The 17,795-nt window shown below is 60.7% G+C and carries 22 protein-coding genes; 12 read left to right on the forward strand and 10 right to left on the reverse strand.

Translation table 11 applies throughout. From position 1 onward, the window contains the following. The first annotated feature begins 313 nt into the window (after positions 1 to 313). Positions 314 to 595 (forward strand): GNAT family N-acetyltransferase, encoded by a 282-nt coding sequence (locus BM017_RS20220; RefSeq protein WP_003189869.1) that lies wholly within the window; start codon positions 314 to 316, stop codon positions 593 to 595. Between the two features lie 65 nt (positions 596 to 660). On the opposite strand, the gene BM017_RS20225 is transcribed toward BM017_RS20220, so the two are convergent. Next, entirely contained in the window at positions 661 to 1,737 is a 1,077-nt protein-coding gene (locus BM017_RS20225; RefSeq protein ID WP_058427976.1) for a 3-deoxy-7-phosphoheptulonate synthase, read from the reverse strand. 131 nt (positions 1,738 to 1,868) lie between these two features. Beyond that, on the reverse strand, positions 1,869 to 2,303 hold the full coding sequence (locus BM017_RS20230) for a PilZ domain-containing protein (protein WP_092247684.1): 435 nt from the start codon (positions 2,301 to 2,303) through the stop codon (positions 1,869 to 1,871). Between BM017_RS20230 and BM017_RS20235 the strand changes: the two genes are divergently transcribed. The 5 genes from BM017_RS20235 to cysB all read left to right on the forward strand — a co-directional run bounded on the left by BM017_RS20235 (position 2,302) and on the right by cysB (position 6,200). Further along, positions 2,302 to 2,688 (forward strand): YbbN family protein, encoded by a 387-nt coding sequence (locus BM017_RS20235; protein WP_092247687.1) that lies wholly within the window; start codon positions 2,302 to 2,304, stop codon positions 2,686 to 2,688. The two genes, BM017_RS20230 and BM017_RS20235, sit on opposite strands and share 2 nt — an antisense overlap. Further along, positions 2,685 to 3,647 (forward strand): putative 2-dehydropantoate 2-reductase, encoded by a 963-nt coding sequence (locus BM017_RS20240; protein WP_092247690.1) that lies wholly within the window; start codon positions 2,685 to 2,687, stop codon positions 3,645 to 3,647. The genes BM017_RS20235 and BM017_RS20240 overlap by 4 nt, the downstream gene beginning before the upstream one ends. Before the next feature lie 16 nt (positions 3,648 to 3,663). After that, positions 3,664 to 4,569, forward strand: coding sequence for a 5'-nucleotidase (locus BM017_RS20245; protein ID WP_071488528.1), 906 nt, complete (start codon positions 3,664 to 3,666; stop codon positions 4,567 to 4,569). Between the two features lie 52 nt (positions 4,570 to 4,621). Continuing rightward, positions 4,622 to 5,122 carry a universal stress protein gene (locus BM017_RS20250; RefSeq protein ID WP_071488527.1) on the forward strand — a complete coding sequence of 167 codons (501 nt, stop codon included), beginning with the start codon at positions 4,622 to 4,624 and terminating at the stop codon, positions 5,120 to 5,122. A gap of 103 nt (positions 5,123 to 5,225) precedes the next feature. Beyond that, positions 5,226 to 6,200, forward strand: coding sequence for an HTH-type transcriptional regulator CysB (gene cysB / locus BM017_RS20255; RefSeq protein WP_012722988.1), 975 nt, complete (start codon positions 5,226 to 5,228; stop codon positions 6,198 to 6,200). 9 nt (positions 6,201 to 6,209) lie between these two features. Here cysB and BM017_RS20260 read toward each other — a convergent pair whose 3' ends face one another. Continuing rightward, entirely contained in the window at positions 6,210 to 6,692 is a 483-nt protein-coding gene (locus BM017_RS20260; protein WP_092248079.1) for a GreA/GreB family elongation factor, read from the reverse strand. Between the two features lie 5 nt (positions 6,693 to 6,697). Then, on the reverse strand, positions 6,698 to 7,066 hold the full coding sequence (locus BM017_RS20265) for a hypothetical protein (RefSeq protein WP_092247693.1): 369 nt from the start codon (positions 7,064 to 7,066) through the stop codon (positions 6,698 to 6,700). A 132-nt stretch (positions 7,067 to 7,198) separates the two neighbouring features. On the opposite strand from BM017_RS20265, the gene earP reads away from it, so the two are divergent. Then, on the forward strand, positions 7,199 to 8,332 hold the full coding sequence (earP, locus tag BM017_RS20270; protein WP_092247696.1) for an elongation factor P maturation arginine rhamnosyltransferase EarP: 1,134 nt from the start codon (positions 7,199 to 7,201) through the stop codon (positions 8,330 to 8,332). A 49-nt stretch (positions 8,333 to 8,381) separates the two neighbouring features. Further along, the gene (locus BM017_RS20275) at positions 8,382 to 8,954 is read left to right on the forward strand and encodes an elongation factor P (RefSeq protein WP_003172723.1); all 573 of its coding nucleotides are present in this window, start codon (positions 8,382 to 8,384) and stop codon (positions 8,952 to 8,954) included. Positions 8,955 to 9,019: 65 nt separating this feature from the next. Here BM017_RS20275 and BM017_RS20280 read toward each other — a convergent pair whose 3' ends face one another. From BM017_RS20280 to BM017_RS20295, 4 genes are all read right to left on the reverse strand, one after another. Continuing rightward, a complete protein-coding gene (locus tag BM017_RS20280) occupies positions 9,020 to 10,036 on the reverse strand; it encodes an alpha/beta hydrolase (RefSeq protein ID WP_092247699.1) in 1,017 nt (338 codons plus the stop codon). A gap of 28 nt (positions 10,037 to 10,064) precedes the next feature. Next, on the reverse strand, positions 10,065 to 10,484 hold the full coding sequence (locus BM017_RS20285) for an organic hydroperoxide resistance protein (RefSeq protein WP_092247702.1): 420 nt from the start codon (positions 10,482 to 10,484) through the stop codon (positions 10,065 to 10,067). Between the two features lie 141 nt (positions 10,485 to 10,625). Further along, the gene (locus tag BM017_RS20290) at positions 10,626 to 11,078 is read right to left on the reverse strand and encodes a MarR family winged helix-turn-helix transcriptional regulator (protein ID WP_071488522.1); all 453 of its coding nucleotides are present in this window, start codon (positions 11,076 to 11,078) and stop codon (positions 10,626 to 10,628) included. Positions 11,079 to 11,158: 80 nt separating this feature from the next. Beyond that, positions 11,159 to 12,109, reverse strand: a complete 951-nt coding sequence (locus tag BM017_RS20295) for a LysR family transcriptional regulator (protein ID WP_071488521.1) — start codon at positions 12,107 to 12,109, stop codon at positions 11,159 to 11,161. A gap of 109 nt (positions 12,110 to 12,218) precedes the next feature. Here BM017_RS20295 and BM017_RS20300 point away from each other — a divergent pair, with 109 nt between their 5' ends. Then, the gene (locus tag BM017_RS20300; RefSeq protein ID WP_092247705.1) at positions 12,219 to 12,968 is read left to right on the forward strand and encodes a sulfite exporter TauE/SafE family protein; all 750 of its coding nucleotides are present in this window, start codon (positions 12,219 to 12,221) and stop codon (positions 12,966 to 12,968) included. Here BM017_RS20300 and BM017_RS20305 read toward each other — a convergent pair. Then, positions 12,958 to 13,839: a LysR substrate-binding domain-containing protein gene (locus BM017_RS20305; protein WP_071488519.1), complete on the reverse strand. Its 882-nt coding sequence runs from the start codon at positions 13,837 to 13,839 to the stop codon at positions 12,958 to 12,960. The genes BM017_RS20300 and BM017_RS20305 overlap by 11 nt on opposite strands. A 70-nt stretch (positions 13,840 to 13,909) precedes the next feature. Between BM017_RS20305 and BM017_RS20310 the strand changes: the two genes are divergently transcribed. Then, a complete protein-coding gene (locus BM017_RS20310) occupies positions 13,910 to 14,116 on the forward strand; it encodes a DUF1127 domain-containing protein (protein ID WP_256572969.1) in 207 nt (68 codons plus the stop codon). Positions 14,117 to 14,161: 45 nt separating this feature from the next. Then, positions 14,162 to 15,427, forward strand: coding sequence for a winged helix-turn-helix domain-containing protein (locus tag BM017_RS20315; protein WP_092247708.1), 1,266 nt, complete (start codon positions 14,162 to 14,164; stop codon positions 15,425 to 15,427). Positions 15,428 to 15,494: 67 nt separating this feature from the next. Here BM017_RS20315 and BM017_RS20320 read toward each other — a convergent pair whose 3' ends face one another. Continuing rightward, positions 15,495 to 16,841 carry a class II 3-deoxy-7-phosphoheptulonate synthase gene (locus BM017_RS20320; protein WP_071488516.1) on the reverse strand — a complete coding sequence of 449 codons (1,347 nt, stop codon included), beginning with the start codon at positions 16,839 to 16,841 and terminating at the stop codon, positions 15,495 to 15,497. A 124-nt stretch (positions 16,842 to 16,965) separates the two neighbouring features. Here BM017_RS20320 and BM017_RS20325 point away from each other — a divergent pair, with 124 nt between their 5' ends. Beyond that, positions 16,966 to 17,721 (forward strand): spermidine synthase, encoded by a 756-nt coding sequence (locus tag BM017_RS20325; protein ID WP_092247711.1) that lies wholly within the window; start codon positions 16,966 to 16,968, stop codon positions 17,719 to 17,721. The last annotated feature ends 74 nt before the right edge of the window (positions 17,722 to 17,795 follow it).

The raw sequence follows: 17,795 nt of genomic DNA on the forward strand, positions 1-17,795 counted from the left end.
CGCGCTGCAAGGTATCTTTTGCGCATGTAGAGGTGACTTTAAGAGCGCCTGTTCGTCTCAAGGTTCAACTGCCGGCAATGTTCAGGCTTTCGATCATCGGTAGATCGAAGCCCTTTCTATATCCACCCGTGGCAGGGGATGACGAGTGCGCCTTGAGCAATTGCAGGATTGGTGCCTACTATTCCCTACGTGCAGGTGTGAGCGCTCAAGGTTTTCTCGTTGTCGAAACCGGCACGGGGTGGCGTAGATGTTCCTTCGCCGGAAAAACATCGGTAAGGTAGGGGTCAGAAACCAAGACCCGCGAGGAGTAGTGATGAGCGAGGCGTTGTCCATCCACCATGACCAGGCTGGTCATCAGTTCGAGACCAATGTGGACGGTCATCGTGCCTATCTGACCTATATGGACCTCGGCAAACAGACCCTGGATATCTATCGGACCTTCGTGCCCAACGCACTGCGGGGCCGTGGTATTGCGGCGGCACTGACCGAGGAAGCCTTGAAGTTTGCCGAGGAGGCGGGCTACACGGTGATCCCGTCCTGCTCCTATGTCGAACGCTACATGGAGCGCCACCAGCGTCATGCCGCGAAGTTGTAAGGCATAAACAGCATGAAAAAAACGCCGGGCTCAGCCCGGCGTTTTTGTGTGCGCTCGATACAGACTCAGGTGCGCTTGCGCTTAGGCAACACGTCCTTGAGCTTGGCGTGCATGCTGCGCAGGGTGTTTTCGGTGGCGGCCCAGTCGATGCAGGCATCGGTGATCGACACACCGTACTGCAAGTCGGCCAGGTCTTTTGGAATCGCCTGGCAACCCCAGTTCAGGTGGCTTTCGACCATCAGGCCGATGATCGACTGGTTGCCTTCCAGGATCTGGTTGGCGACGTTTTCCATCACCAGCGGCTGCAGGGCCGGGTCCTTGTTGGAGTTGGCGTGGCTGCAGTCGACCATGATGTTCGGCTTGATCTTGGCCTTGTTCAGCGCTTGCTCGCACAGGGCAACACTGACCGAATCATAGTTGGGCTTGCCGTTGCCGCCGCGCAGTACTACGTGACCGTAGGCGTTGCCCTTGGTGGTGACGATGGACACGCCACCTTCCTGGTTGATACCCAGGAAACGGTGCGGGCTGGAAACCGATTGCAACGCGTTGATCGCCACAGTCAGGCCGCCGTCGGTGCCGTTCTTGAAGCCCACGGCCGAGGACAGGCCAGACGCCATTTCGCGGTGCGTCTGGGATTCAGTGGTGCGTGCGCCGATGGCCGACCAGCTGATCAGGTCCTGCAGGTACTGCGGGGAGATCGGGTCCAGGGCTTCGGTGGCGGTGGGCAGGCCCATCTCGGCCAAGTCCAGCAGTAACTTGCGACCAATGTGCAGGCCGTCCTGGATCTTGAACGAGTCGTCCAGGTACGGGTCGTTGATCAAGCCTTTCCAGCCGACCGTGGTGCGCGGTTTTTCGAAATAGACGCGCATCACCAGGTACAGGGTGTCGGACACTTCCGCCGCCAGCACCTTGAGGCGCTCGGCGTACTCGTGGGCAGCCTTGAGATCGTGGATCGAGCAAGGCCCGATGACGACGAACAGGCGGTGGTCGGTGCCATCGAGAATGTCACGGATGACTTCGCGGCCTTTGGTGACGGTCTGCAGGGCAGCGTCGCTCAAAGGGATTTCGCGCTTGAGCTGATCGGGCGTGATCAGGGTCTCGTTGGATTCAACGTTTAGGTCATTGATCGGTAAATCAGCCATCGTGTTACTCGTCAGGGTCACGGGTGCCGGCCGCCAGCCATCCCCGTGCGGCGGAGCACAGCATGATTTGAATGCAGGGGGGAGGAACCTTAGCGCGTAACACCGGCCCGCGACAATGGGCAAGGCCCGCTTTAATCCAGTGCTGGCGCCACAAATGCCTCATGGGAGAACTCGCTGGCATGGCGCGATACCCACTCGCGGGCCAGGGCTTCGAGTTGCTGGGGTGTCGGCTCGGCGTCTTCGTGCTGGCGGCAGTAGCGTTCTATCCGGCATGCTTGCTCACCCATGCGTGCACCGAACAACGCATGTTCATCGGTGAACGAGACAGCGACGCGGTAGCCGTTTTCCACCTTGCGACACCACGCCACATAGCCTGGATAACGCGCGCTGGCACCCAGGGACGGGATATGCAGATCAACCGCCGTGCCTTCGCGCCAGGCGCGCGGCCAATGGCAGGCGATGCCGCCCAGGCCGATCGTGTGCAGGCGTTGGCGGGGGATAGCGGGAGAGGGACGTTGGATTAACTCGACAGCGACATCATCAGGGTGAGGTAAAAAACGACCCATGTACACGGACTCCGAGCACCGTCCAATTGACGGCGGTGGCAGCAGTATAGTGAAGGAACTGGAATTGACCGACCTGGATATTGACCAGCAATTGCTGGGATTGCCAGGTATTTCTCTGGTGATCTTTACCAGCGCAGGGTGTTCCAGTTGCCGCTGGGCACGCCAGCAAATGCCGGGCTGGTCGTTACCGGTGGACCGGTTGTGCTGGGTGGACGCCGGGCACAACGGTGGTGCGGTCGAGCGCTACCAGATCTTTCATTTGCCGGCGCTGTTCGTGGTGTGCGAGGGTCAATTCCTCGGGCAAATACAGACACGTCTTACGCGTGATGACGTTTTCGATGCCGTAAAACAGGCACTCACCCGTTCACCTGAGGATTTGCCATGACAGCAGTTAACCTCCAGTCACCCCGCATCGGCATTATCGGCACCGGTGCCATTGGTGGTTTCTACGGACTGATGCTGGCGCGTGCCGGTTTCGATGTGCACTTTCTGTTGCGCAGTGAATACGCGGCGGTCAGCGAGCACGGCCTGCACTTGAACAGCACCGTGCACGGCGTATTGCATCTGCATCCCGTGCAGGCTTATGCCCGCGCTGCCGATATGCCGCCGTGCGACTGGCTGCTGGTGGGCACCAAGTCGACCGGTAACGTCGAATTGGCCCCGACCCTCGCCCAGGTGGCGGCGCCGGATGCCAAGGTAGTGTTGCTGCAAAACGGCCTCGATGTGGAAGATTGCCTGCGTGAACACTTGCCAGCATCGCTGCACTTGCTGGGTGGCCTGTGTTATATCGGCGTGCACCGTTCGGGTCCGGGCGTTATCGAGCACCAGGCGCTGGGGCGGGTCAACCTGGGGTATCACAGTGGTACGGCGGCCAACGATGACGCCCTCCAGAAAGCGATTGTCGAAGCGGGCGCCGCGTTGTTTCACCAGGCGGGTATCGAGTCCCAGGCCATGGCCAATGTGCATCTGGCGCGCTGGCACAAGCTGGTGTGGAACGTGCCCTATAACGGCCTGTCCGTGTTATTGGGCGCGGGGACCACGGCGATGATGGCGGACGAATCCAGCCGCGAACTGATCCAGGCGCTGATGGCCGAAGTGGTGCAGGGCGCCCACGCCTGTGGTCATGAGATTCCCAAAAGCTACGCCGAACAGATGTTTACCCTGACTGAAACCATGGACGATTACCTGCCGAGCATGTACCACGACCACGTGCACAAACGCCCGCTGGAACTGGCGGCGATCTACGCCCGCCCACTTGCTGCGGCCAGGGCTGCCGGCTGTGAGCTGCCACGGATGCAGGCGCTGTATCAGGCCTTGAGTTTTATTGATCGGCGTAACCGCTGAGCAGGGGGGGCATACCATGGCAAAGGGATTGGGCGACAAACTGGTGCTGGCGATTTCGTCGCGGGCACTGTTCGACCTGAGTGACAGCCACAAGATCTACCTCGCCCAAGGCGTCGAGGCGTACCGCAAGTACCAGATCGAGCACGAAGAAGAAATCCTCGAACCCGGCGATGCATTTCCGCTGGTCAAGAAACTGCTGAGCCTGAACGCCAGCCTGGGCCGTGCGCGGGTTGAGGTGGTGCTGGTGTCGCGTAACAGCGCTGACACCGGCTTGCGCGTGTTCAATTCGATCCAGCATTACGGCCTGGATATTTCCCGCGCCGCTTTCGTAGGCGGGCGTAGTCCTTATCCTTATCTGGCGGCGTTTGGCTGCCATCTGTTTCTTTCGACCCATGCCGAGGATGTACGCAGTGCCCTCGATGCGGGGTTCGCGGCGGCGACGATTCTGTCAGGCGGCCCGAACCGCGCTTCCAGCGAAGAACTGCGCATTGCCTTCGACGGCGACGCGGTGCTGTTTTCCGATGAGTCCGAGCGTGTGTACCAGGCCGGTGGCCTGGCCGCGTTCCAGGCCAATGAGCGGGAGGCGGCGCGCCAACCGTTGCACGGCGGTCCTTTCAAGGGATTTCTGGCGGCGCTCAACCTGTTGCAGCGTGAGTTTCCCGATGAGGCCTGCCCGATCCGCACCGCCTTGGTCACTGCCCGTTCGGCGCCGTCACACGAGCGGGTGATTCGCACCTTGCGTGAATGGGATATCCGCCTGGACGAGTCGTTGTTCCTTGGCGGCCTGGAGAAATCCGCATTCCTGGAAGCGTTTGCCGCCGACGTGTTTTTCGATGACCAGGCCGGGCATTGCGAGAAAGCCATGGAATTTGTCGCCACCGGGCACGTGCCCCATGGAATCAGTAATGAGGTGAAGATCTAGGGCGCTGCTAAGCTGATTTCATCTCCGCCATCCTGGCAGTCCAGGAGGTTCTATGATCCGTTCGATGCTGTACGCCACGGACCTCGGTCTGTACGCGCCTTATGTGATGCAACATGCGCTGGCGCTGGCCCGAACGTTCAAGGCGGACCTGTATGTGATTCATGTGGTCGAGCCCATCGGCCTGTTCGCCGAATCGGTGTTGCAGAGCTACCTTGATGAGAAGGCCCTGAGTGAATGGCAAAGCCAGGGGCTGACCACGGTCATGGCGACGATCGAACAGCGGGTGCTGGACAGTTTTCGCGAGGAATTGGAGGACGGGGAGCAAGACCTGAAGTTGATTCGCTCGGTACGGGTGATCCAGGGGGACCCCTGCGAGGTGATTCTCGACCAACTGCGCAAACTTTCCGTGGATCTGTTGATCGTAGGAAGTCATAGCCATGCAACCGCGGCGGCCACCCCGTTGGGTCGCACCGCTGCACGGGTGCTGCAGCTGTCTACGGTGCCGGTCTACCTGGTGCCTTCGTTGCAACGTCGACGCAGTGATGACGTGTGATGGATGAAAACGATAAAAAGTTCTAGATTTATCCATCAAACCTTTAATATAGTTATATACCGTCGCTGATACCCGTGGCGTCTATCTGCTTTGAGGGACACATATGAAGCTTCAACAACTGCGCTACATCTGGGAAGTGGCGCACCACGACCTCAACGTTTCCGCTACCGCTCAAAGCCTCTACACCTCGCAACCCGGTATCAGCAAGCAGATCCGCCTGCTCGAAGACGAGTTGGGCGTCGAAGTGTTCGCGCGCAGTGGCAAGCACCTCACCCGTGTCACCCCCGCCGGTGAGCGCATCATCACCACCGCCGGCGAGATCCTGCGCAAAGTCGAAAGCATCAAGCAGATCGCCCAGGAATTCTCCAACGAGAAGAAAGGCACCCTGTCCATCGCCACCACCCACACCCAGGCGCGTTACGCGTTGCCGCCGGTGATCCGTGATTTCATCAAGCAGTACCCGGATGTGGCCCTGCACATGCACCAGGGTTCGCCGATGCAGATCGCCGAGATGGCCGCTGACGGCACCGTCGATTTCGCCATTGCCACCGAGGCCCTGGAGCTGTTCGGCGACCTGGTGATGATGCCGTGCTACCGCTGGAACCGTTGCGTGGTCGTGCCGCAAGGTCACCCATTGGCCAAGCTGCCGAAGCTGACCCTGGAAGCCCTGGCCGAATACCCGATCGTGACCTACGTGTTCGGTTTCACCGGCCGTTCCAAGCTCGACGAAGCCTTCAGCCATCGTGGCCTCACGCCGAAAGTGGTGTTCACTGCCGCCGACGCCGACGTGATCAAGACTTATGTACGCCTGGGCCTGGGCGTGGGTATCGTCGCCAAGATGGCGGTCGACACGGCCCTCGACAAAGACCTGGTGGTGCTCGATGCCAGCGAGCTGTTCGAGTCCAGCGTGACCAAGATCGGCTTCCGTCGTGGCACCTTCCTGCGTGGCTTCATGTGCGATTTCATCGAGAAGTTTGCGCCGCACCTGACCCGCGAAGTCATGGCCAAGGCGATCCAGTGCCACAACAAGCAGGAGCTGGAAGAGCTGTTCGACGGCGTTGAATTGCCCGTCCATTAAGCCAGCGGTTTATTTGGCCTCGGTAACCGTAAAATGTTGCCGGGCGCCTGCCACCAGAATCTCCACCTCATCGCCTTCGAACTTGCCCAGCAGGCTTTTGCCCAGTGGTGAGCGCGGGGTGATGACGGTCACCGGTTGTCCAACCACGTCCACCTTTAAACCGGCCGCATCCGGTGCCAGGAACAGCCATTGCTGGCGACCGTTCTCGTCTTCCAGGCCCAGCAGGGCGCCGACTTCTATGCCGCGCTGATCATCGAAGGCACGTAATGGCATGTTCTGGCACAGCGCCAACGCCTGCCTGATATCCTCGACGCGCTTGGCTTGCCCGGCCGCCAGATAGGACGCCTCCAGCCCCAGGGTGTCGTATTTGTTTTCAGCGATGTTTTCTTCGTGGGTCGCGGTTTCGTAGGCGGTCTGCGCAGCGCGCTGTGCGATGTCGAGGTCGACGCCGAGCTTTTCCAGGATCAGCAGGTGGACGGCGTGTTTATTCATGGTCATCAATCGCAGAATTGCAGGACATTGGCCCGGGTCTTTTCGTTGGGGGCGTTCTGGTCCTGTTGCAGCCAGAACTGGCATTTGGGGTTGGACAGGTTGCGCGCGTTGTTGCGCGCCTGCTCCAGGCTCTGTTGCTGTTCCTGCTTCTGCAGGTTCTGCTGATATTGCTCGAACATGCGATTCGGCGGTTCAGGCTCCGCCACAGCAGGTTTGCCCAATTGCTGTACGGCCTGGGCCACTGGCGCCAGGCTCTGGGGAAACAGGTAGCGCGACGCCAGCCAGGTGGTCAGCACGATGGCGATAAACCCCAGCCATACGCCAGACGCAATAGCGGCACTGAGCTTGAACAGCGACAACGGACGATCAGACATGGTGCCCTCCTGGCAGGCATTGATGGCGTGGCTGCGATTGTCGCACAGCCACAGTGCAGAATAATCGCGATCAAGCCTTCTGCATCCGCGCATTTATGCGGACAATCGAACCTTTGAGCGTTGGAGCCCGGAATGAAAGCCCGCTGGGATATTTTTTGCAGCGTCGTCGACAACTTCGGCGACATCGGCGTGACCTGGCGCCTGGCCCGGCAATTGGTGGCGGAACATGCCTGTGTTGTGCGCTTGTGGGTCGACGACCTGCGCGCATTCGAGCGCATGTGCCCTGAGATTGATGTGCAACTCGACCAGCAATGGCAGGAAGGTGTCGAAGTGCGTCATTGGCCGACGGAGTGGGTGGGCGCGCCTGCAGCGGATGTCGTGATCGCCGCGTTTGCCTGCCAGTTGCCACCTGAGTATATGGAGGCCATGGCCGAGCGCGAACGCACGCCGGTGTGGATGAACCTGGATTATCTCAGCGCCGAGGAATGGGTCGTCGGTTGCCACCGGCTGCCATCGGTGAAGTTCAAGGGCGTGCAGAAGTACTTCTTCTTCCCCGGATTCCGGCCTGGCACCGGCGGCCTTTTGCGTGAGGCCGGGTTGCTGGAACAGCGTCGGGCTTTTCAGCAGGATGTGAACGTGCAACAAGACTTCCTGCAAACCTTGGGTGTGTTTCCCACAGCCGGTGCGCGGCTGATCTCACTGTTTGCCTATGAGAATGCCGGGCTCGCCAGTTGGCTGGACGTGTTATCGACGGACGGGCGTGCCACTCATCTATTGGTGCCGGAGGGGCGCATTCTTGGCGATGTGCAGCGTTGGTTGGGCTTGGAGCGGCTGGTGGCGGGGGATATCCAGCAGCGGGGATCGCTGACGGTGCAGGTGATTGCGTTCGTGCGCCAGGAGCAATACGACCGCCTGCTGTGGTGCTGTGACTTCAATGCCGTACGCGGTGAAGACTCGTTCGTGCGCGCCCAGTGGGCCGGGCGACCGCTGCTGTGGCATATCTATCGACAGGACGAAGATATTCACCTCGACAAACTCGATGCCTTCCTGGAGCTGTACACCGCAGGCTTATCACCCTCGGCAAGGGCGGCGCTGATCGGGCTCTGGCAAGCCTGGAACACGGAGGGCGATATGGCCCAGCCGTGGAAAATGCTGCTGGAACATTGGCCGGAGGTCAGCCAGCACGCCGAAACGTGGTGTCTGGAACAGGGCTTGCGGGCCGATCTTGCGACGGCGCTGGTGAAGTTTTATGAAAGTTGGATATGATACGCCACCTTGAATTTTGTAAATCCCATCCAAATTTCGGATATATGCAATGAAAACTGGTAAAGAACTGAAACCCGGTACAGTGATCCGTCTCGAAAACGACCCTTGGCTGGTTCAGAAAGCTGAGTTCACCAAGTCTGGTCGTAACAGCGCCATCATGAAGACCAAGCTGAAGAACCTGCTGACCGGTTACAAGACCGAGATCGTCTACAGCGCCGATGACAAACTGGACGACGTAATCCTCGACCGCAAAGAAGCGACCCTGTCCTTCATCAGCGGCGACACCTACACGTTCATGGACACCACCGACTACACCATGTACGAGCTGAACGCTGAAGATATCGAAGCTGTTCTGCCGTTCATCGAAGAAGGTATGGAAGACGTCTGCGAAGCTATTTTCTTCGAAGAGCGCCTGGTTTCCGTAGAGCTGCCGACCACCATCGTGCGTAAAGTGGCCTACACCGAAGGTTCCGCTCGCGGCGACACGTCGGGCAAGGTGATGAAGCCTGCCAAGCTGAGCAATGGTACCGAACTGCAAGTGGCCGATTTCATCGAAATCGACGACCTGATCGAGATCGATACCCGCGAAGGCGGTTCGTACAAAGGTCGCGCCAAGAAGTAATTCTGGCCCCGCCGATACGAAAAAAAGCCCGACCTTGAGTCGGGCTTTTTCGTGGGCGCTGCTTTTTACTTCAAGTGTTGCTTCAGCTCATCCGAGGCCTGGAGCAATGCGGAGCGGACTGCCGGGACTTGGCTGACCACGTTGAGCAGACCGTAGTCGTGAATCATGCCGTTGTAGCGCACGGCAGTCACCGGTACACCGGCTGCGTCCAGCTTGCGGGCGTAGGCTTCACCCTCATCCCGCAGCACATCGGCGCTGGCGGTCTGGATCAGCGCAGGCGGCAAGCCTTTGAGCTGGTCGGTGGTGGCCCGCAGCGGCGAGGCATAGACCTCGGCGCGCTGGTTGGCGTCGGTGGTGTAGTTGTCCCAGAACCACTTCATCATGTTGCGGGTCAGGAAGTGCCCTTCGGCGTACTGGTTGTAGGACGCGGTGTCGAAATTGGCGTCGGTCACCGGCCATAGCAACAATTGGAACTTGATCGCTGGCGTGCCCTTATCCTTGGCCATCAGGCTGACCACTGCCGCCATGTTGCCGCCGACGCTGTTGCCCGCGACCGCCAGGCGCTTGCCATCGACATTGATCTCTTTACCGTGCTCGGCCACCCATTTTGTGGCGCCGTAGGCCTGGTTGATCGCCACCGGGTAATGCGCTTCCGGTGAAGGCGTGTAGTTGACGAATACCGCCACCGCCCCCGAACCCACCACCAGATCCCGCACCAGGCGCTCATGGGTCGGGTAATCCCCCAGCACCCAGCCGCCACCGTGGAAGAACATGAACACAGGCAATGTGCCCTTGACCCCGGCTGGCCGCACGATGGTCAGGTCCAGCGGCTTGCCGTCGACCTGGATGGTCTTCTGGCTCACATCCGCCTTGGGCAAGGTCAGCTTCACACCGGCCTGGGCGCCGGTCAGTACGGCACGGGCGTCCTTGGGCGTCAGTTGTTCCATCGGTTTGCCGTTGCCTGCGTTCAACACATCCAGGAAGGCCTGGGTGTTGTGCTCGACTTCACCGGTCGCCGCAAAGGCGTGGGTGATGGACAAGGCGAGCAGGGTGCCGGTGAGCGCTTTACCAATTGTGTTCATTTCGTTCTCCAGGGGCGGCCGGTTTCATTTAGACGATCACGTGCAGGCGTACATCGACGTTGCCACGGGTGGCGTTGGAGTACGGGCAGACTTGGTGGGCGGCGTCGACCAGGCTTTGCGCGTCGTCCTGGGCCAGGCCGGGCAGGTTGATGTGCAGGTCGATGTCCAGGCCGAAACCGCCGGGGATCTGGCCGATGCCAACGTGGGCGGTGATCGAGGCGTCATCCGGGATTTTGCGTTTGGTCTGGCTGGCGACGAATTTCAGGGCACCGATGAAGCAGGCCGAGTAGCCGGCAGCGAACAGTTGTTCAGGGTTGGTGGCCTGGCCGCCGGCACCGCCCAGTTCTTTGGGGGTGGAGAGTTTGACGTCGAGGATGTTGTCGCTGGAAACAGCACGACCATCACGGCCGCCGGTGGCGGTAGCTACTGCGGTGTAGAGCGTTTGCATGGTGTTTTCCTCTTGGCCGTTAGCGCTAAATGTTTGCGCGCTAAGTAGTTGGTGAGGCAAATGTATAGCGCTAATGTTTAGTGCGCAAGATAAATTTATAAAATATTGTCGTGTAGCCAAAACCGATGTGGGAGGGGCGTTCTAAATTGCGTTCTGCAAGTTGCTGCGCAGTGCAATCAAATCAGCTTGTAGCTTGCGTAGTTGGTCCAATTCCAGGCCGCTGGCGCCCAGGATGCACTGCGGTATCCCCAGGGCCTTGTCCTGCAGTGCCCGCCCGGCCTCGGTCAGTTCTACAACCACGACGCGTTCATCCTCGCGGCTGCGGGTACGGCTGAGCACACCTTCGGCTTCCAGGCGCTTGAGCAGTGGGGTAAGCGAGCCCGGATCGGTCAGCAGGCGACTGCTGATTTCGCCGACGGTCAAACCATCCTCTTCCCACAACACCATCATGGCCAGGTACTGCGGGTAGGTCAGGCCAAGTGCTTGCAGCAATGGCTTGTAGACCTTGGTCATCAGCAGCGAGGTGGAGTGCAAGGCGAAGCACAGCTGGTTGTCCAGCATCAGGGATTCGCACGGATCAGGGTTCTTGCTCATGGCGGTACCTCGAAAAAGCATGTCTGGGCTGGAATCTAGCGGGCAAATCTTTAATGCGCCAGGTAATTCTGACCGAATGGTTAGACCAGGCCACTCTGCAGCGCCAGATCCCAAGGCGGCACCGGGCTGAACCGGGACTTCAGATACTCCAGCAGCAATCGGCTGCGGGCATTGGGTTGCTGTTCCAGGCGCAGCGCGTAGATCCCGGTGGTCTCGGGGCTGGGCAGGCCGTCTTCGCAGAACAAGGGCAGCAGTTCGCCGCGCACCAGGTATTCGCTGGCCAGCCACGTGGGCAGGTGAGCGATACCCAGTCCTGCCAAAGCACCAGACAACAAGGCTTCAGCGTTATTGGCACTCATGCGGATGCGTTGCGGGCGATAGGTGGCGCGGCGCCCATCCAGCTCGAAGCGCCAGGCGAACGTGGGCGCCAGGCCATCCCAGTCCAACCCATCGTGTTCGCTCAGTTCCCGAGGGTGGATCGGCGTGCCGCGGCTTTTCAGATAGGCCGGGCTGGCGCACGCGATGCGCACGATGCTCGCCAAGGGCGTGGCGATCAACCGCGTGTCGACGAGATGCCCGGCGCGCAGCACCAGGTCCACTTTGCCCAGGTGTGCGCCCTGCATATCCACAAAGCTGTCGATCAAATGCAGGTGCACATCCAGCCCCGGGTAGACATTCAGAAAGTCCGCAATCACCGGCGCCAGATGCCGTCGCCCAAACGCTGCCGGCGCATCTACCCGGATCAGGCCTTCCGGCGCGTGGCTGAGGGACACCGCTTCGGCACGCGCCAGTTGCAGCTCGCTGACGATCCGCCGTGCCCGCTCGGCGAAGGCCAGGCCGGCCGGGGTCGGCACCACGGCATGGGTGCTGCGCTGGAACAAGCGGCTGCCCACCGAGCTTTCCAGGCTGTCGATCCGCCGTGCTACCGCCGACGGCGTCAGCGGATGGCGGCGTGCGGCGGCGGAGAAACTGCCGGTCTCCAGTACATCGAGAAACAGGCTCAGTTGATCGGTCAGAGGATTGGGGTTCATCGTAAAGTCGCTTATGCGAGATTGGCACAGCCATTGTGCGTTGCTGTGCGTTTCCGCGCCAGAGCCGACTGCGTAGCATGCAAGGCCTGGGATTGCGGAGTAACAAGCGGTGTTGGATTTAGTGATGTACCTGATCTTGGGCGCGGCCCTCGGCACGGTGGGCGGCCTGTTTGGCATTGGCGGTGGGTTGATTGCCATCCCGGTGCTGGGCGTGTTGTTCGGCCTGGACCAGCAATTGGCCCAAGGCACCGCCTTGGTGATGGTGGTGCCCAACGTGATGCTGGCGCTGTGGCGCTATCACCAGCGCAACCGTATCGAGCTGCGCCATGCGCTGCCGCTCGGCGTCATGGGGTTCACGTTTGCCTGGCTGGGTTCGATCTGGGCGGTGGGGCTGGACGCGGGTGCAATGCGCATCGGTTTTATCGCTTTTTTGCTGGCACTGTCTGCCTACAACCTGCTGCGCATGTTCACCCGCAACGCACCGCCTACGGCGCAGATGCGCTATTCCTGGCCATGGCTTGGAGTGCTCGGTGCCGTTTCCGGGTCCATGGGCGGTTTGTTTGGCGTCGGCGGCGCCGTGGTCGCTACGCCGGTGCTGACCAGTGTGTTTGGCACGAGCCAGGTGGTTGCCCAAGGGTTATCCCTGGCCTTGGCCTTGCCGAGCACGGGGGTGACATTGGTCACTTACGCCTGGCATCAGGAAGTTGACTGGATGATCGGTGTGCCGTTGGCCGTGGGCGGTTTGCTCAGCATCAGTTGGGGCGTGAAGGTGGCCCATGCACTGCCGGAACGTGTGCTGCGCGGTCTGTTCTGCGGCTTCCTGGTGGTGTGCGCGGTGATGTTGACCTTTAAAGTCTGAAACCTTCGAGGATGTATTCCGCCAGGCAGTCGGTGATGGGCGAATTCATCTGCGGGTTACGCAGCAAATGCAGATTCATTGACGGCAGCGGCGGGAAACCCTCGTCGCGGCCGAGTACGCGCAGGTCTTCGGTCACCAGGCTCTCCATGCTGACCATCACCGCCAGGCCTGCATTGACAACCGCCTGGATCGCCGACACGTTGGAGCTGTGGTAGGCCAGGCGATAATCGCGCCCGGCCGCGTCCAGTGCCGAGCGTGCCCACTGGGTATAAAGGCAATCGGCGCCGGACATCGCCAGCGGCAGGGCGTCGTGCTCGTCGGCGCAGAAGCACGGCGCCGCTGCCCACACCATGCGCTCCGTGCGCAACAGTTCACCGATCTCATTGCCCGGCTCACGACTGACAACGGTCAGTGCCAAATCCCGACGCTGCATCAATACCGTCGACGCCTCGCAGTGCATCTCGATCTGGATCAGCGGGTACGCCTTGGAGAACTGCTTGAGAATGCCCGGCAGGAACCGCATCACGTAGTCGTCCGGCGTGCCGATGCGCACCAACCCGACCATGTGCGGCTCGCGCAGGGTGTTGAACACCTCGCTGTGCAGTTTCAGGATACGCCGCGCATAGCCCAGCAATACCTGGCCCTCAGGCGTCAGCCGCACCTGCCGGCCATCGCGCTCGAACAGCTTGCGCTGCAATACGTCCTCTTCCAGGCGCTTCATCTGCATGCTCACCGCCGATTGAGTGCGGTTGACCAGCTCGCCGGCGCGGGTAAAGCCGCCCTGGTCGGCGATGGCGACGAAGGTGCGCAGCACCTCAGTGTCGATGCTTGGGTAGCCGGACAATTGATCAATCTCCGAGATGTATTGCATGAGAAACATTCGTTGGATTGATCTTAAGCCCACGCACACACTTGCGCCATCCCCACTGGAGGGCGAGAAGATGAAAGGTCAAAGAGGTTTTGTATTACTGGCGAAACGTCCGTTTACCGGGCTGCTTCACAAGATTGTCCGTTGGCAGACGCTGCATGAGGAGCGCCAGATGCTGGCGACCTTGAGCGATGATGCGCTCAAGGACATCGGCCTCAATCGCGGCGACGTGGAGCAGGAGCTCCACCTGCATTTCTGGCAAGATCCGCTGCGAAAATGATCGCGGATGCAGTAGGGTAGTCGGCGAGCCCCCACGGAGAAACCCATGCCCGCCGACCAGTCGTTTTCACTCAAGCAAGCTCGACGCATGGCGCTGGCGGCCCAGGGTTTTTCCGGGCGCCAGGCGCCTGCACTGATCAAGGCTGCGCACCTCAACCGTATGATCGAGCGCCTGGGCGTGCTGCAGATCGATTCGGTCAATGCGGTGGTGCGCTCCCATTACCTGCCGCTGTTTTCCCGTCTGGGTCACTATTCCCCGTTGTTGCTCGAACAGGCTGCCTGGAGCGAGGGGCGGCGGCGTTCTCTGTTCGAATACTGGGGGCATGAGGCGTCGCTCCTGCCGATGGCATTGTTCCCGTTGATGCGCTGGCGCATGGAGCGGGCCAGGCAAGGGCAGGGCATTTATTCGCAGATGGCGCGTTTTGGGCGTGAGCAACAGGCCACGATTCAACGTGTACTGCACACTGTTGAGCAGCAGGGCGCGCTGGGTGCCGGCAGCTTGTCGACCCGCGAGGAACGCGCCGGCCCATGGTGGGACTGGAGCGACGAAAAGCACGCGTTGGAATGGCTGTTTGCTGCTGGTTTGGTCACAGTCGCCGGTCGGCGCGGGTTTGAGCGGCTCTATGATTTGCCGGAGCGGGTCATTCCCGGCGATATCCTTCAAACCACTGTGACCGAAGCCGAGGCCCAGCGTGGTTTGTTGCTGCACAGCGCCACCGCGTTGGGTGTCGGTACTGAAAAAGACCTGCGCGATTACTTCCGTCTCGATCCGGCCGACAGCCGCCATCGCCTTGCTGAACTGGTGGAGGACGGTCAACTGGTGACGTGCCAGGTGCAAGGCTGGAAACAGGCGGCGTACTGCCTGCCCGATCCCAAAGTGCCGCGCAAAGTGCCGGCCAGCGCCTTGTTGTCACCGTTTGATTCGCTGGTCTGGGAGCGCAGTCGCACCGAGCGGCTGTTCGACTTCCGTTACCGGCTGGAGATCTACACCCCGCAGGACAAGCGGGTGTACGGTTACTACGTGCTGCCGTTCCTGCACAACGAGCGGATCGCCGCGCGCGTCGACCTGCGCGCCGAACGCGCCAATGGGCGCCTGGCGGTGCATGCGGTGCACGAAGAAGAGCCGGGGCTGGATGAGCAAGGGATGTTGGCGCTGGCGCAAAACCTGCGGCAAATGGCCGGCTGGCTGGGGCTGGAGCAGGTGCAACTCAATTGCCAAAGGCCGAGTGCCGAGCGGTTGCGGGCTGCGATGATCAGCATGGGGGTTGGTCTTCAGGGTCTCATCGGGGGCGAGCCCCCTCCCACATTTTGATCTGTGAATACATTCAAGTGTGGGAGGGGGGCTTGCCCCCGATGAGGCCCTGAAGGCAACTGAAAACTCAGCGTTTGACCTGCTTCAAGGTCTCGGCAATCAGAAACGCCAGTTCCAGCGACTGATCGGCATTCATCCGTGGGTCGCAGTGGGTGTGATAGCGGTCCGACAAGCCATCCTCGGTGATCGGCCGTGCGCCGCCGATGCACTCGGTGACGTTCTGCCCGGTCATCTCGATGTGAATCCCGCCGGCATAGCTGCCTTCGGCCTGGTGCACCTGGAAAAACTCCTTCACCTCGCCGAGGATCTGCGCAAAGTCGCGGGTTTTGTAGCCGCTGCTGGCCTTGATGGTGTTGCCATGCATCGGGTCCGAGCTCCACAGCACCTGCTTGCCCTCGCGCTGCACGGCACGAATCAGGTGGGGCAGGTGATCGCCGACCTTGCCCGCGCCCATGCGCGCGATCAGGTTGAGGCGGCCGGGGTCGTTGTCCGGGTTGAGGATATCGATCAGGCGGATCAGGTCATCCGGGTTCATGCTCGGCCCGACCTTGACCCCGATCGGGTTGTTCACCCCGCGCAGGAACTCGACGTGAGCGCCGTCCAGTTGGCGAGTGCGATCGCCGATCCACAGCATATGGGCCGAGCAGTCGTAGTAGTCGTTGGTCAGGCTGTCACGGCGTACGAAGGCTTGTTCGTAGTTGAGCAGCAGCGCTTCGTGGGCGGTGAAGAAGCTGGTCTCGCGCAGTTGCGGCGAGCTGTCCATGCCGCAGGCGCGCATGAAAGCCAGGGTTTCGTCGATACGGTCGGCCAGTTGGCTGTATTTTTCGGCCAGCGCAGAGTTGGCGATAAAGTCCAGGTTCCACTTGTGCACCTGGTGCAGGTCGGCAAAACCGCCCTGGGCAAAGGCGCGCAGCAGGTTCAGGGTAGCGGTGGACTGGTGGTAGGACTGCAGCAGGCGGTCCGGGTCCGGCACGCGGCTTTTCTCGTCGAAACCGATGCCATTGACGATGTCGCCACGGTAGGCGGGCAGGGTGACACCGTCGATGGTTTCATCATTGGCCGAACGCGGCTTGGCGAACTGGCCCGCCATGCGCCCGACCTTGACCACCGGGCAGCCGGCGGCGAAGGTCATCACGATAGCCATTTGCAGCAGCACTTTGAACGTGTCGCGGATTTTCGCGGCGGAGAACTCGGCAAAACTCTCGGCGCAATCGCCGCCTTGCAGCAGGAACGCACGGCCCTGGGTCACCTCGGCAAACTGGCGGCGCAGTTCGCGAGCTTCTCCGGCAAACACCAGTGGCGGGTAGCTGGCCAGGTTCTGCTCCACTTGCAGCAAGTGTGCAGCGTCCGGGTACCGGGGTTGTTGCTGGATCGGCAGGGCGCGCCAGCTGTCGGGGCTCCATGGTTGGCTCATCATGAACTCGATTGGCTGATTGACGGTGGGGCGCCAATGTTATCAGCAATTAGTGCGTGACCTGTTGCCGCCGGTTGGCCGACAATCGCGCCTTTGCCGTGCAGCAAACCCGTTAGGAGTTGTGATGACCGAGGAGCGTGTCGAGCGCCTGCTCGCCGAAGTCCATGATGAATTCGGCATGATCCGTGTGCTCGAAGTGGCCGATTACCGTTTTCTCGAGTTTGGCGATGCCATCGAGCAGAGCTGCGTGTTCACCGCTGACCCGAGCTGGCTGGAGTATGACTACACACGTGCGATGCTGATCGGTGCGTTGTGTCATGAACAGCCTGAGAGCGCGCTGTTCCTTGGCCTGGGTGCCGGGACGTTGACGCAGGCGTGCCTCAGGTTCCTGCCGCTGGAAGATGTGGAAGCCATCGAGTTGCGCCCCGACGTGCCGCGCCTGGCCATCGAATACCTGGGGCTGGATGACGACCCGCGGTTGTATATCCGCATTGGTGATGCCCTCCAATTGCTGGAAACCGCCGAATCGGCAGACTTGATCTTCGTGGACCTCTATACGGACGTCGGTCCCGGCGTCGGGCACCTGGCCTGGACCTTCCTGGAAAACTGCCAGAAGAAACTCAATCCCGGCGGCTGGCTGGTGATCAACCAATGGGCCACCGATGACGGCAAGCCGTTGGGCGCGGCATTGTTGCGCGGGTTGTATCACCGGCATTACTGGGAGCTGCCGGTGAAGGAGGGCAACGTGATCTTGCTGGTGCCTTCGGAGTTGGATCAGGAGCTGGATATGCAAGCGTTGACGGCGCGTGCCGAGGCATTGGTGCCACGCCTGGGGTATTCGTTGCAGGCGTTGATCAAGGCGATCCGGCCGGCTACTTGATTGCCTGAACTGGCCCTTTCGCGGGCAAGCCCGCTCCCACATTTGGACTGCATTCCCCTGTTGAAATGCATTCC

Origin of the sequence: Pseudomonas sp. NFPP04, assembly GCF_900113815.1 — a bacterium.
GTDB lineage: Bacteria > Pseudomonadota > Gammaproteobacteria > Pseudomonadales > Pseudomonadaceae > Aquipseudomonas > Aquipseudomonas extremorientalis.

Excerpts from the sequence above, each read along its gene's own strand:
- BM017_RS20220 (WP_003189869.1), top strand. The coding sequence starts at position 314 with ATGAGCGAGGCGTTGTCCATCCACCATGACCAGGCTGGTCATCAGTTC.
- BM017_RS20225 (WP_058427976.1), bottom strand. The coding sequence starts at position 1,737 with ATGGCTGATTTACCGATCAATGACCTAAACGTTGAATCCAACGAGACC.
- BM017_RS20235 (WP_092247687.1), top strand. The coding sequence starts at position 2,302 with ATGTACACGGACTCCGAGCACCGTCCAATTGACGGCGGTGGCAGCAGT.
- BM017_RS20230 (WP_092247684.1), bottom strand. The coding sequence starts at position 2,303 with ATGGGTCGTTTTTTACCTCACCCTGATGATGTCGCTGTCGAGTTAATC.
- BM017_RS20240 (WP_092247690.1), top strand. The coding sequence starts at position 2,685 with ATGACAGCAGTTAACCTCCAGTCACCCCGCATCGGCATTATCGGCACC.
- BM017_RS20245 (WP_071488528.1), top strand. The coding sequence starts at position 3,664 with ATGGCAAAGGGATTGGGCGACAAACTGGTGCTGGCGATTTCGTCGCGG.
- BM017_RS20250 (WP_071488527.1), top strand. The coding sequence starts at position 4,622 with ATGATCCGTTCGATGCTGTACGCCACGGACCTCGGTCTGTACGCGCCT.
- cysB (WP_012722988.1), top strand. The coding sequence starts at position 5,226 with ATGAAGCTTCAACAACTGCGCTACATCTGGGAAGTGGCGCACCACGAC.
- BM017_RS20260 (WP_092248079.1), bottom strand. The coding sequence starts at position 6,692 with ATGAATAAACACGCCGTCCACCTGCTGATCCTGGAAAAGCTCGGCGTC.
- BM017_RS20265 (WP_092247693.1), bottom strand. The coding sequence starts at position 7,066 with ATGTCTGATCGTCCGTTGTCGCTGTTCAAGCTCAGTGCCGCTATTGCG.
- earP (WP_092247696.1), top strand. The coding sequence starts at position 7,199 with ATGAAAGCCCGCTGGGATATTTTTTGCAGCGTCGTCGACAACTTCGGC.
- BM017_RS20275 (WP_003172723.1), top strand. The coding sequence starts at position 8,382 with ATGAAAACTGGTAAAGAACTGAAACCCGGTACAGTGATCCGTCTCGAA.
- BM017_RS20280 (WP_092247699.1), bottom strand. The coding sequence starts at position 10,036 with ATGAACACAATTGGTAAAGCGCTCACCGGCACCCTGCTCGCCTTGTCC.
- BM017_RS20285 (WP_092247702.1), bottom strand. The coding sequence starts at position 10,484 with ATGCAAACGCTCTACACCGCAGTAGCTACCGCCACCGGCGGCCGTGAT.
- BM017_RS20290 (WP_071488522.1), bottom strand. The coding sequence starts at position 11,078 with ATGAGCAAGAACCCTGATCCGTGCGAATCCCTGATGCTGGACAACCAG.
- BM017_RS20295 (WP_071488521.1), bottom strand. The coding sequence starts at position 12,109 with ATGAACCCCAATCCTCTGACCGATCAACTGAGCCTGTTTCTCGATGTA.
- BM017_RS20305 (WP_071488519.1), bottom strand. The coding sequence starts at position 13,839 with ATGCAATACATCTCGGAGATTGATCAATTGTCCGGCTACCCAAGCATC.
- BM017_RS20310 (WP_256572969.1), top strand. The coding sequence starts at position 13,910 with ATGAAAGGTCAAAGAGGTTTTGTATTACTGGCGAAACGTCCGTTTACC.
- BM017_RS20315 (WP_092247708.1), top strand. The coding sequence starts at position 14,162 with ATGCCCGCCGACCAGTCGTTTTCACTCAAGCAAGCTCGACGCATGGCG.
- BM017_RS20320 (WP_071488516.1), bottom strand. The coding sequence starts at position 16,841 with ATGAGCCAACCATGGAGCCCCGACAGCTGGCGCGCCCTGCCGATCCAG.
- BM017_RS20325 (WP_092247711.1), top strand. The coding sequence starts at position 16,966 with ATGACCGAGGAGCGTGTCGAGCGCCTGCTCGCCGAAGTCCATGATGAA.